Consider the following 12,669-nt stretch of genomic DNA (forward strand, 5'->3'; position numbering starts at 1 on the left):
AGCGCTTCGGCGCTCCTTTTTGCTACTAGAACCTATTTTACTCTGGCCTTGCTGGCTAGTTTCTTTGGCAAAATAGCCGAATTCTTTCCTGCTGCTCCTTTATCTGCGCCTGCCGTTCTTCTTCAGTCATCTTAATCATTTCACCTGAGACATCATCTTTACGTTGTAGCCTGGTGTGGGTATTGAGGACATCCAATTGGAATTTGGCCTTATCGCATATAGCCTGAGCCTGGACTGCATCTTTCTCCTTGAGCAATTTTGCCTGTTTCTCAGACTCAGTCTCCAGCACAATGTCATCTTTTCGCTGCGGCGCGACCGTGCCGATTCTGGCGGGTTGCAGATTTTGGCTGTCCAGTTCGGTGGCTTGCTGTTGTGGCGGCGGCTCCTGGCTGTAGTGGGTGACGCCATTTTCATCGACCCAAGTATAAATGGGGGTTGCCGAGGCAGCGTTGGCTCCGAGTAATGCCAGCAGAGCCATAAATAGGCTGATTCTTATCATTGTTTGTTTCCGTTTCTGCAGGGTGAGCTTGTCTGAGCAAGTGTGTTATCTTTGCCGTTATGAGTTTGATTACACCATCAGGTTAAGTGTATGCAAAATTTATCCAAGCCAACAATAAAAACCCGTGGTATCTATCTGTTACCCAATCTGATGACAACGGCAGGATTGTTCTCGGGCTTCTATGCTGTTATCGCTTCCATGAATGGGCACTTTGAGGCATCGGCTATTGCTGTGTTTGTTGCCATGTTATTTGATGGACTGGATGGTCGTCTGGCGCGTTTGACCAACACTCAGAGTGCCTTTGGTGCCGAGTACGACTCGATGGCAGATATGGTGTCCTTCGGTATGGCTCCGGCCTTGATAGCCTATAACTGGGGGCTTTCTGAATTGGGCAAAATAGGTTGGTTGGCGGCGTTTATCTATTGCGCCGGGGCTGCCTTGCGTCTGGCGCGCTTCAATACCCAAGTAGGAGTGGCCGATAAACGTTTCTTCCAAGGGCTTGCCAGTCCGGCCGCAGCGGCTCTTATTGCCGGCAGTGTCTGGCTGGGGCAGGGCTACGGCGTCTCAGGGCATGATATAGGTATATTGGTGGCTCTGGTCACGGCCGTTGCCGGTCTGTTGATGGTGAGTAATTTCCGCTATCACTCCTTTAAAGAAGTCGATTGGCGTGGCAAGGTGAACTTCCTGGTGATTCTGCTGGTAGTGGCCGTATTTGTGGTGATCTCGGTCGAACCTGCATTAATTCTCTGTCTGCTGTTTTATCTCTATGCTCTCTCGGGGCCTGTGGTTACCATTCGCAGCGTTAGAAAACTCAAGGTGTCTCACGTTTTGGGTGATGACGATGAGACAGATGACAGTGATGGCAAAGCATCAAGTGCAGAGGGTTCTCCCACTTCCCATGCCCGAGATAATAGAGATAGCGATAACAAAGAAAGCGCCGAAGAAAAAGAAGATACGGGAGATAAAGCGAGTCTAGACAAGCTCAAGTCATGATTCTCTCGTGATAATGATAACTTTGGGCTGCCATTTCAAAAGGCTTTTACTCTGCAAAGCGGCGAAATATGTGCTAAACCTAGATCCCACCTTGAGTGAAATAGCCTTTTGACGAGCAACTCAGGTTAGTGAGCAAGTCAGTTTGCATAGCCATCTCAGTTGGTTCAAGTTACTCATCGAGATGAAAAGGGACTTTAGGGTAATGTCTGTGTTGCTTAAAAGTTGACAGTAACCTGGTAATGCCTAAATAGTGTTCGCTTGGTGTGGTTTTGCAAAAATCCCCCTTGCACAAAAGTTCAGGCTCCCTATAATGCGCTCCCACTGACACGGCACAGCGGCAACGCGAAAGACGTGACAGGGTCGAAGAAAAGAGGCTCTTGAGTCCTTTCAACGACAGGCGAAAAAAAGATGGTAAATACCTCTTGACGCCGCAACAGGAAAGCGTAAAATACGCAGCCCTGACCCGATGACCACAGCGTCTAAGGGATTGCTCTTTAACAAGATAAACAAGCAAATCTGTGTGGACACTCACAGGCATTGAGAAATCGACAAAACGATTTAACTCGATGAAGAGTGTTCATACGAACAGAATTCATTGAGTCGATTCTTCGGAATCAACCAAAACTTTAATTGAAGAGTTTGATCATGGCTCAGATTGAACGCTGGCGGCAGGCCTAACACATGCAAGTCGAGCGGTAACATTTCAAAAGCTTGCTTTTGAAGATGACGAGCGGCGGACGGGTGAGTAATGCCTGGGAATTTGCCCATTTGTGGGGGATAACAGTTGGAAACGACTGCTAATACCGCATACGCCCTACGGGGGAAAGCAGGGGACCTTCGGGCCTTGCGCTGATGGATAAGCCCAGGTGGGATTAGCTAGTAGGTGAGGTAATGGCTCACCTAGGCAACGATCCCTAGCTGGTCTGAGAGGATGATCAGCCACACTGGGACTGAGACACGGCCCAGACTCCTACGGGAGGCAGCAGTGGGGAATATTGCACAATGGGGGAAACCCTGATGCAGCCATGCCGCGTGTGTGAAGAAGGCCTTCGGGTTGTAAAGCACTTTCAGCGAGGAGGAAAGGGTGTAAGTTAATACCTTACATCTGTGACGTTACTCGCAGAAGAAGCACCGGCTAACTCCGTGCCAGCAGCCGCGGTAATACGGAGGGTGCGAGCGTTAATCGGAATTACTGGGCGTAAAGCGTGCGCAGGCGGTTTGTTAAGCGAGATGTGAAAGCCCCGGGCTCAACCTGGGAACCGCATTTCGAACTGGCAAACTAGAGTCTTGTAGAGGGGGGTAGAATTCCAGGTGTAGCGGTGAAATGCGTAGAGATCTGGAGGAATACCGGTGGCGAAGGCGGCCCCCTGGACAAAGACTGACGCTCAGGCACGAAAGCGTGGGGAGCAAACAGGATTAGATACCCTGGTAGTCCACGCCGTAAACGATGTCTACTCGGAGTTTGGTGTCTTGAACACTGGGCTCTCAAGCTAACGCATTAAGTAGACCGCCTGGGGAGTACGGCCGCAAGGTTAAAACTCAAATGAATTGACGGGGGCCCGCACAAGCGGTGGAGCATGTGGTTTAATTCGATGCAACGCGAAGAACCTTACCTACTCTTGACATCCAGAGAACTTTCCAGAGATGGATTGGTGCCTTCGGGAACTCTGAGACAGGTGCTGCATGGCTGTCGTCAGCTCGTGTTGTGAAATGTTGGGTTAAGTCCCGCAACGAGCGCAACCCCTATCCTTACTTGCCAGCGGGTAATGCCGGGAACTTTAGGGAGACTGCCGGTGATAAACCGGAGGAAGGTGGGGACGACGTCAAGTCATCATGGCCCTTACGAGTAGGGCTACACACGTGCTACAATGGTCGGTACAGAGGGTTGCGAAGCCGCGAGGTGGAGCTAATCTCATAAAGCCGGTCGTAGTCCGGATTGGAGTCTGCAACTCGACTCCATGAAGTCGGAATCGCTAGTAATCGTGGATCAGAATGCCACGGTGAATACGTTCCCGGGCCTTGTACACACCGCCCGTCACACCATGGGAGTGGGCTGCACCAGAAGTAGATAGCTTAACCTTCGGGAGGGCGTTTACCACGGTGTGGTTCATGACTGGGGTGAAGTCGTAACAAGGTAGCCCTAGGGGAACCTGGGGCTGGATCACCTCCTTACCTAAGCGATAATTGGTGTTTGTTGAGTGTTCACACAGATTGCTTGTTCATAGAGCAGGCCGTTGACCCTGGTAGGTCAATGAGTTCTTTAACAATTTGGAAAGCTGATAGTAGACATCAAGACGACTCTTAGGAGTTGTATTTGATGAATACAAATTGAGTTCTCAAACACTTCAATCAAGTGTTTTGGAAATTCTTCAAGGCGAGTCCACTTCCTTAACCCGGAGGTGAGACAAGTAAACCTAAGCTGGTTGCGATACAACCCGTGTTTTCCGCTATGTTGCCGATAAGGCAGCGCAGACAAGCGAAATGAAAACTCATCCGGGTTGTATGGTTAAGCGACCAAGCGTATACGGTGGATGCCTTGGCAGTCAGAGGCGATGAAGGACGTAGTAACTTGCGAAAAGCGTTGGTGAGCTAGTAACAAGCATTTGAGCCAGCGATGTCCGAATGGGGAAACCCGGCACCATAAGGTGTCATCAATACGTGAATACATAGCGTATTGAGGCGAACGAGGGGAACTGAAACATCTAAGTACCCTCAGGAAAAGAAATCAACCGAGATTCCCCAAGTAGCGGCGAGCGAACGGGGATTAGCCCTTAAGTCTTTGGGGTGTTAGTGGAATGTGTTGGAAAGCACAGCGGCACAGGGTGATAGCCCCGTACATGTAAACTAACCAGAGATGAAATCGAGTAAGGCGGCACACGTGACATGTTGTCTGAATATGGGGGGACCATCCTCCAAGGCTAAATACTCCTGACTGACCGATAGTGAACCAGTACCGTGAGGGAAAGGCGAAAAGAACCCCTGTGAGGGGAGTGAAATAGAACCTGAAACCGTATACGTACAAGCAGTGGAAGCGGTTCTTGAGACCGTGACTGCGTACCTTTTGTATAATGGGTCAGCGACTTACATTTAGTAGCGAGGTTAAGCGAATAGCGGAGCCGTAGGGAAACCGAGTGTTAACTGCGCGTTTAGTTGCTAGGTGTAGACCCGAAACCCGGTGATCTAGCCATGGGCAGGTTGAAGGTTGAGTAACATCAACTGGAGGACCGAACCGACTAATGTTGAAAAATTAGCGGATGACTTGTGGCTGGGGGTGAAAGGCCAATCAAACCGGGAGATATCTGGTTCTCCTCGAAAGCTATTTAGGTAGCGCCTCGGACGAACACCTTTGGGGGTAGAGCACTGTTAAGGCTAGGGGGTCATCCCGACTTACCAACCCTTTGCAAACTCCGAATACCAAAGAGTGCTATCCGGGAGACAGACGGCGGGTGCTAACGTCCGTCGTCAAAAGGGAAACAACCCAGACCGTCAGCTAAGGTCCCAAAGTAATTGCTAAGTGGGAAACGATGTGGGAAGGCTTAGACAGCTAGGATGTTGGCTTAGAAGCAGCCATCATTTAAAGAAAGCGTAATAGCTCACTAGTCGAGTCGGCCTGCGCGGAAGATGTAACGGGGCTAAGCAATTCACCGAAGCTACGGGTACTGATGCTTGCATCAGTGCGGTAGAGGAGCGTTCTGTAAGCCGTTGAAGGCGAAGGGGTAACCCACGCTGGAGGTATCAGAAGTGCGAATGCTGACATGAGTAACGATAAAGGGGGTGAAAAACCCCCTCGCCGAAAGACCAAGGGTTCCTGTCCAACGTTAATCGGGGCAGGGTGAGTCGACCCCTAAGGCGAGGCTGAAAGGCGTAGTCGATGGGAAACGGGTTAATATTCCCGTACTTCTGCTAACTGCGATGGAGAGACGGAGAAGGCTAGGCCAGCGCGGCGTTGGTTGTCCGCGTTTAAGGTAGTAGGTGGTGTGCTTAGGCAAATCCGGGCACACATACACTGAGAGCTGACGACGAGTCCCCAAGGGGATGAAGTGGTTGATGCCATGCTTCCAGGAAAATCTTCTAAGCTTCAGGTTAGTAGAAATCGTACCCCAAACCGACACAGGTGGTCGGGTAGAGAATACCAAGGCGCTTGAGAGAACTCGGCTGAAGGAACTAGGCAAAATGGTACCGTAACTTCGGGAGAAGGTACGCTGCCGGCGGTGAAGACCTCGCGTCGTAAGCTGCTGGCAGTCGCAGATACCAGGTGGCTGCAACTGTTTATCAAAAACACAGCACTGTGCAAAATCGCAAGATGACGTATACGGTGTGACGCCTGCCCGGTGCCGGAAGGTTAATTGATTGGGTTATCTTCGGAGAAGCTCATGATCGAAGCCCCGGTAAACGGCGGCCGTAACTATAACGGTCCTAAGGTAGCGAAATTCCTTGTCGGGTAAGTTCCGACCTGCACGAATGGCGTAATGATGGCCACGCTGTCTCCAGCCGAGACTCAGTGAAGTTGAAATTGCGGTGAAGATGCCGTATACCCGCGGCTAGACGGAAAGACCCCGTGAACCTTTACTATAGCTTGGCACTGAACATTGACCCTACATGTGTAGGATAGGTGGGAGACTTTGAAGCGGGAACGCCAGTTCTTGTGGAGTCAACCTTGAAATACCACCCTTGTAGTGTTGATGTTCTAACCTTGGTCCCTTATCGGGATTAGGGACAGTGCCTGGTGGGTAGTTTGACTGGGGCGGTCTCCTCCCAAAGAGTAACGGAGGAGCACGAAGGTTGGCTAAGTACGGTCGGACATCGTACGGTTAGTGCAATGGCATAAGCCAGCTTAACTGCGAGACAGACACGTCGAGCAGATGCGAAAGCAGGTCATAGTGATCCGGTGGTTCTGAATGGAAGGGCCATCGCTCAACGGATAAAAGGTACTCCGGGGATAACAGGCTGATACCGCCCAAGAGTTCATATCGACGGCGGTGTTTGGCACCTCGATGTCGGCTCATCACATCCTGGGGCTGAAGTCGGTCCCAAGGGTATGGCTGTTCGCCATTTAAAGTGGTACGCGAGCTGGGTTCAGAACGTCGTGAGACAGTTCGGTCCCTATCTGCCGTGGGCGTTGGATGATTGAGGGGAGCTGCTCCTAGTACGAGAGGACCGGAGTGGACGAACCGCTGGTGTTCGGGTTGTCATGCCAATGGCATTGCCCGGTAGCTACGTTCGGAATCGATAACCGCTGAAAGCATCTAAGCGGGAAGCGAGCCCCAAGATGAGTCATCCCTAGGTCCTAGAGACCTCTAAAGAGCCGTTCGAGACCAGGACGTTGATAGGCAGGGTGTGTAAGCGTTGCGAGGCGTTGAGCTAACCTGTACTAATGACTCGAGAGGCTTAACCATACAACCCAGATGGGTTTTACGGACTTGAAGAAGTTAGATACTTGATTGAAGTTTGAACTCAAGCTCTGAAAAGAGCACAGCCAAGAATACCGGTCGCTTAGCTCAGCCGGGAGAGCACCTCCCTTACAAGGAGGGGGTCACTGGTTCGATCCCAGTAGCGACCACCATATTTCAAAGCAACAGCTTTCTGAATTGAAGAACAAAGGTTAATGACGCAGGTAATTGTTTGGCTGATAAAGCTGGAGCAATACCGTCAGACGGACAATTAACCAGTAAGAATATGTCTGGTGACAATAGCATTGTGGTCCCACCTGATCCCATCCCGAACTCAGAAGTGAAACGCAATCGCGCCGATGGTAGTGTGGGGTCTCCCCATGTGAGAGTAGGTCATCGCCAGACGCCCAATAAAATGAAAATCCCCAGCACTCTGTGTTGGGGATTTTTCGTTTTAATAGCATTTTGATATGTCCACTCTCACATGGGGAAGATAAAGAGTCCGAACGCAGTGAGGCACAATCCCATTTGGAGTAGGGTGAGGTTGTCGTGTTTATCAAACTTAGTTTGATGCGACAAACGAACGCGCAGAGCTTGCTCGAAGCTGGCCATCGCCAGACGCCACTTTGGTTTTCACTTTTTACTCATTTATCAAAGAAATGAGTGAAGACAAAACAGTAACGATAGATCCCCAGCACTCTGTGTTGGGGATTTTTCATTTTAATAGCATTTTGATATGTCCACTCTCACATGGGGAAGATAAAGAGTCCGAACGCAGTGAGGCACAATCCCATTTGGAGTAGGGTGAGGTTGTCGTGTTTATCAAACTCAGTTTGATGCGACAAACGAACGCGCAGAGCTTGCTCGAAGCTGGCCATCGCCAGACGCCTAACAAACAAAAAAGCCCTAGCATTCAGCTAGGGCTTTTTTGTTTGTCTCGCTTCCAGCGAGCACGACTTAACATGCAGCCCAAAGCGGCTGGCGCAGTGTGTGCCCCTTAGCTTGCAGCCAAGCTGCTTCGCGCTCCAGCCATCTATCAAGCTGTGCTTGATGAGCAGATGTCTTTCGCCCCCATGTGATACCATTCCGCATTAAAGTTCAGTCACTTTCGCCCAGTCTCTGGTGCACATCTTTATCACTCGCTTTGTACTGCTGACGAAGTCGTTCCAAGCCTGACTGCAAGCATCCACAATGTCCTCATATCCTTTGAAACAGCGATTAGCGAGATGACGTTGGCGTAGCCAACTCCACACCTGTTCGATGGGGTTTAGCTCCGGGGAATAGGGCGGCAATTTGAGTATCGACAAGTTGGGGATATCAACTGCAATGTCATTGGTATGCCACCCTGCACCATCCATTACCACCACAGCATGTCGTCCTGGTTTAGTTCGGTTGGCGATCAGTTCCAGGTGCTGGCGCATGATGTCCTTATTAACAAACGGCGTGATGATGGCTTCAGTTTCTCCTGTTGCGGGACAGACTGCGCCGAAGAGGTGCGCGTATTCAAACTGCTGCTGTTTTAGCGCTCTGGGTCTACTGCCTTTCGGTGCCCAGAGTCGTGTTGTTGTATTTTGCTGACCAAATCTGGCTTCGTCCTGAAACCAAATATCAATCTGGTGTGGTCGTATATGGATAGGTGTGTGAAGGTTAGTTTCCATCAGGAAGTTTTTTAAAAGCCGTTTGAGCTTCATCAGACTGCTTGGGGTGTTTTGAACGGCTGGTTATCCGACTGAAATCAAGTGCATTAAGTAATAAGTATACATTGACCATCACACTGTAAGTAGCTTGCAGGATAATGCTGAGTTTTATATGGGTGCTTCTTTGGGGGAAGCATGCAAAGTCTTTGGCTTGGTGAACCTAGATAATTTGTTGTTTACAGCAACCTTACCTTACTGACGTTGTCCCCAGAAACTTCGGGATACCTACAATGCCATAGCTTTGCCTGAAAAAGCTGCAATCAGCGGGGTTTGTACCAAAAAGTCCTTTACCTTTAGGAAGGCTTTTTGCATAATGCCCCTCGTTCCACAGGGGTGTAGTTCCAATTGGTAGAACAGCGGTCTCCAAAACCGACGGTTGCGGGTTCGAGTCCTGCCACCCCTGCCACATTCCAGACGGCCTGCATAGCAATATGCGGGCCGTTTTCCTTTTGTAGATATCATAAAGTGCTTGAGGTTGATATGGACCCGTTTATTTTTCATCTAGCACTGTCAGCTTGCAGATATCTTTAAAACTACTGTTACAGGGTTAAACCCTGCCCGGTGCCAAATAAGATAACGGCTCACGCAACACGCGTAAGCCGTATAGATTAATACTCAGTTTGTTTCAGCATTAGCCGCTAATTCATGCCGTTTCTGAACGCCGTATCAAAGTGATGCCAGATTACTGCACTAACAAGCTGCGCAGCATCCAGGCGGTCTTTTCATGCAGCTGAATACGCTGGGTCAGCAGATCTGCCGTTGCTTCGTCATTGGCCTGGTTCACCAGAGGATAGAGTGCCCGGGCGTTGCGAATAATGATCTCTTGGCCTTCCAGCAGTTCCTCAAGCATCTGTTTGGCATCTGTGATGCCTGAGTCTTCTTTGATTTCGGTCTGAGCGGCGTAGGCGCTGTAGGAGCCCAAGGCTCTTTCACCCAGGGCTCTGACCCGCTCTGCGATGACATCCACCGCGGCAGCCAATTCGGTGTACTGCTCTTCAAACAGTTGGTGTAGGCTGGTGAACATGGGACCTGTCACGTTCCAGTGGAAGCTGTGGGTTTTGAGATAAAGGCTGTAGGTGTCAGCAAGTAAGCGATTCAAACCGTTGGCTATTTCCAGGCGATCGGCTTGGTTGATCCCGATATTGATATTCATAATATAACCTCCGTAAATGATCTGTTTTCTATATTACTCCGGAAGATAATTAGTTAAAGTGGATAAACTAGATGTCCGCAATCGATTTTGTTTGAGTTGATAGCCAAGGGATTTGCTCTCAGGTCACAGACAGTTGCTGAGCAAGCTGGTATTCTAAAGCGCTTAACTTGGAAGCTCTGTTGCGGGTTTCTTTCAGTCATTTTTGCCCTTCTTGTTCGTCCCTCGGCTATGGGTTTTGGGCGACATTTTCAAACTGCGTTAAAGCGGAGCGCAATCACCATGAATAAATATCTGCACGCCATGGGAATAGAGCTGTGGCGCAGTAGAAAAGACTCTCCCGCCCAGGTGCCTTTCATGCTGTTGGTGCCAGATGCTGATGAGCGTGTATTGCAACATCCCCTGGTGCTCAAGGTGTTGGCGTTATTGGGATTGGAGGCAGGGCAGTGCAGCGTCGGTAATCGGCCTGTGGCTGGGCAAGAGGTGATATGGAATATGTTCCCTGAGCCTGTTGAAGGGGCCTGGCTACACTCATCGCAGCCGGCGCAATTAATGTCAGGCAGTGAGGGCAAGCGCGCCCTATGGCAACAGATTTGGCACAGATTGGAGGCGAAGTGACTGAGGTTATCGCAATCAGAGCCTTGGAGGCCAATGACCTCGACGAGATGATGAAAATTGAACAACTGGCCCATGAGTTTCCCTGGAGTGAGGCGACTCTGGGCAGTTGTTTTGGTCGTTTTTACCGCGCTCTGGGGTTATATCTAGGACCGGAGCTTCAAGGCTTTTGCTTGCTGCAGGTCTTGTTCGAGGAAGCGACCCTGATGAATATCTGTATCGCTCCTGCCGCACAAGGTCAGGGTTTGGGGCGGCAATTATTACAGGCGGCAATCGAACTGCTTAAAGAGACTGGTGTGGAGAGACTATTGCTGGAAGTCAGGGTGGGTAATGCTGCCGCTATCGCCTTGTACCGACGCCTAGGCTTTATTGAGACCGGCTCCAGGGCCGATTACTATCAGGCCAAAGAGGGCCGGGAAGATGCTCTGTTGATGGAGTTGTCTCTTCACGCTTCTTAGCTCTCCTTGGCTCTTAGAGCATCCCGGCTAATATGGCTAGAGGCTGTTATGTCAGAGCTTTTGCCGCTAACCCTAAAGCTTTAAATTGTGCCCATAAATAGAAAAACAGCGCCTTTGGGCGCTGTTTCTTTAGGTGCTTGGACTTGCTCTATTTGACCTCTTTCCCCTGGGCCTGAAGGTCTGCATGGTAGCTTGAGCGAACCAGCGGGCCACAGGCAGCGTGGGTAAAGCCAAGTTCGGTTGCCAGGTTGTGGAAGTCGTCAAACTCCTTGGGAGTCACGTAACGCTCCACCGGCAAGTGGAACTTGGATGGCTGCAGATACTGGCCCAGAGTCAGCATGTTGACATTGTGAGCGCGCAGATCTCTGAGCACCTGTTCAATCTCTTCATTGCTTTCACCGAGTCCGAGCATGATCCCCGATTTAGTCGGGATATCCGGATGACGCTCTTTAAAGCGTTTGAGCAGATCCAGTGACCACTGATAGTTGGCACCGGGACGGGCCTTACGATAGTGAGCCGGAGCCGTTTCCAGGTTGTGGTTGAATACATCCGGTGGCTCGGTCGCCAGAATATCCAGCGCCTGATCGATACGGCCGCGGAAGTCAGGCACCAATATCTCTATCTTGATCTCAGGGTTGAGTTTGCGGATCTCACGGATACAGTCGGCGAAGTGCTGGGCGCCGCCGTCACGCAGATCGTCACGATCCACAGAGGTGATCACCACATACTTGAGCTTCATATCCCTGATGGTCTGTGCCAGCTTGAGAGGCTCCTCGGCGTCAGGCTTGAGTGGGCGGCCATGGGCTACGTCACAGAAGGGACAACGCCGGGTACAGATGGCGCCGAGGATCATAAAGGTGGCTGTACCATGGTTGAAGCACTCGGCCAGGTTTGGACAGGAGGCTTCTTCACACACTGAGTGCAAACCATTTTTACGCAGTGCCTGTTTGATATCCAGGATCCGCTGATTGGAAGATGGCAACTTAACCCGCAACCAATCGGGCTTGCGCAGCATGGTGTCGCGCTCTGATGGCACAACTTTGACCGGGATACGGGCGACCTTTTCGGCGTCCCGCAATTTCACGCCGGGCTGTAATCTTTCTGGCCTATTCATATGACTCTGCTAATCCTTGGTGATGCACTGTTTGCTCATAGCCCAAACGCTGGCTAAAAGTTTCAATCAGGTGTTGGCCTGCCTCCTCGACACTCTGGGGGCCACCGAGCGCTTTGCACTGGGCCATTTCGAGTCCGGCATAACCACAGGGGTTGATACGACGAAAAGGGGCGAGATCCATGTCGACATTCAGCGCCAAGCCGTGGAATGAGCATCCCTTACGGATCCTCAACCCCAAAGAGGCTATTTTACGCTCCTCGACATAGACACCCGGCGCATCGGACTTGGCATAGGCCGGAATATCGAAGCGCTTGAGCAGCTCCACCAGGCTTTGTTCTATGTCGGTAACCAGCTGTCTTACCCCAAGCTTGCGCCGTTTGATGTTGATAAGAGGGTAGGCGACCAATTGCCCCGGGCCATGGTAAGTTACTTGACCACCGCGATCCACCTGGATCACCGGGATATCACCGGTGTTGAGCAGGTGCTCGCTCTTACCGGCCTGGCCTTGGGTGAAAACCGGTGGATGCTCCACCAGCCAGAGTTCATCCGGGCTGTGTTCGTCACGGGTGTCGGTATAGTGCTGCATGGCATGCCATACAGTCTCATAATCCATGTTACCCAAGTGGCGGATATGCAATGTATTGTCTGGCAAGGGCAACGTCTCCCCCTCTGTTTGAGATGATAGCAATCAGTATCAAGCTGTGCTCACTCTCTGATACCGGCAGGTATTATACGCTTTGGCAGGAAAAATGT

7 protein-coding genes, 2 tRNA genes, 3 rRNA genes and 1 pseudogene are annotated in these 12,669 nt (G+C 50.8%); 8 read left to right on the plus strand and 5 right to left on the minus strand.

All coding sequences use genetic code 11. The annotated features are described in order from the left end of the window. Positions 1 to 55: 55 nt before the first annotated feature. Positions 56 to 499, minus strand: a complete 444-nt coding sequence (locus tag SIL79_RS11110) for a DUF4124 domain-containing protein (RefSeq protein WP_071477165.1) — start codon at positions 497 to 499, stop codon at positions 56 to 58. 90 nt (positions 500 to 589) lie between these two features. Here SIL79_RS11110 and pssA point away from each other — a divergent pair, with 90 nt between their 5' ends. The 5 genes from pssA (at position 590) to rrf (ending at position 7,287) form a co-directional block, all read left to right on the plus strand. Beyond that, the gene (gene pssA / locus SIL79_RS11115; protein WP_071477166.1) at positions 590 to 1,492 is read left to right on the plus strand and encodes a CDP-diacylglycerol--serine O-phosphatidyltransferase; all 903 of its coding nucleotides are present in this window, start codon (positions 590 to 592) and stop codon (positions 1,490 to 1,492) included. Positions 1,493 to 2,119: 627 nt separating this feature from the next. Further along, positions 2,120 to 3,664: ribosomal RNA gene (locus SIL79_RS11120) — 16S ribosomal RNA — on the plus strand. A gap of 332 nt (positions 3,665 to 3,996) precedes the next feature. After that, positions 3,997 to 6,888, plus strand: a 23S ribosomal RNA gene (locus SIL79_RS11125). Positions 6,889 to 6,979: 91 nt separating this feature from the next. Beyond that, a tRNA-Val gene (locus SIL79_RS11130) sits at positions 6,980 to 7,055 on the plus strand. A gap of 116 nt (positions 7,056 to 7,171) precedes the next feature. Further along, positions 7,172 to 7,287 (plus strand): 5S ribosomal RNA (gene rrf, locus SIL79_RS11135). The 16S, 23S and 5S rRNA genes sit together here with 1 tRNA gene alongside, the layout of an rRNA operon. 686 nt (positions 7,288 to 7,973) lie before the next feature. Here the strand turns inward: rrf and SIL79_RS11140 are convergent. Continuing rightward, a pseudogene (locus tag SIL79_RS11140) lies at positions 7,974 to 8,646 on the minus strand (IS630 family transposase); the annotation flags it as partial. 262 nt (positions 8,647 to 8,908) lie between these two features. On the opposite strand from SIL79_RS11140, the gene SIL79_RS11145 reads away from it, so the two are divergent. Continuing rightward, positions 8,909 to 8,985, plus strand: a tRNA-Trp gene (locus tag SIL79_RS11145). Between the two features lie 276 nt (positions 8,986 to 9,261). On the opposite strand, the gene dpsA is transcribed toward SIL79_RS11145, so the two are convergent. After that, entirely contained in the window at positions 9,262 to 9,732 is a 471-nt protein-coding gene (gene dpsA / locus SIL79_RS11150; RefSeq protein WP_025009858.1) for a DNA starvation/stationary phase protection protein DpsA, read from the minus strand. A gap of 279 nt (positions 9,733 to 10,011) precedes the next feature. On the opposite strand from dpsA, the gene SIL79_RS11155 reads away from it, so the two are divergent. Together SIL79_RS11155 and rimI are read left to right on the plus strand one after the other, a co-directional pair. Beyond that, positions 10,012 to 10,347: a DNA polymerase III subunit psi gene (locus tag SIL79_RS11155; protein WP_152608464.1), complete on the plus strand. Its 336-nt coding sequence runs from the start codon at positions 10,012 to 10,014 to the stop codon at positions 10,345 to 10,347. Continuing rightward, positions 10,311 to 10,802: a ribosomal protein S18-alanine N-acetyltransferase gene (gene rimI, locus SIL79_RS11160; protein WP_082014367.1), complete on the plus strand. Its 492-nt coding sequence runs from the start codon at positions 10,311 to 10,313 to the stop codon at positions 10,800 to 10,802. Before SIL79_RS11155 ends, rimI begins: the two co-directional genes overlap by 37 nt. Before the next feature lie 148 nt (positions 10,803 to 10,950). Here the strand turns inward: rimI and lipA are convergent, their stop codons facing one another. Together lipA and lipB are read right to left on the minus strand one after the other, a co-directional pair. Beyond that, complete coding sequence (gene lipA, locus SIL79_RS11165; RefSeq protein WP_028781164.1) at positions 10,951 to 11,916, minus strand: lipoyl synthase; 966 nt, start codon at positions 11,914 to 11,916, stop codon at positions 10,951 to 10,953. Further along, positions 11,909 to 12,568: a lipoyl(octanoyl) transferase LipB gene (gene lipB, locus SIL79_RS11170; RefSeq protein ID WP_039035899.1), complete on the minus strand. Its 660-nt coding sequence runs from the start codon at positions 12,566 to 12,568 to the stop codon at positions 11,909 to 11,911. Before lipB ends, lipA begins: the two co-directional genes overlap by 8 nt. Positions 12,569 to 12,669: the final 101 nt, after the last annotated feature.

It is taken from the genome of Shewanella indica (genome assembly GCF_033842865.1).
GTDB lineage: Bacteria > Pseudomonadota > Gammaproteobacteria > Enterobacterales > Shewanellaceae > Shewanella > Shewanella indica.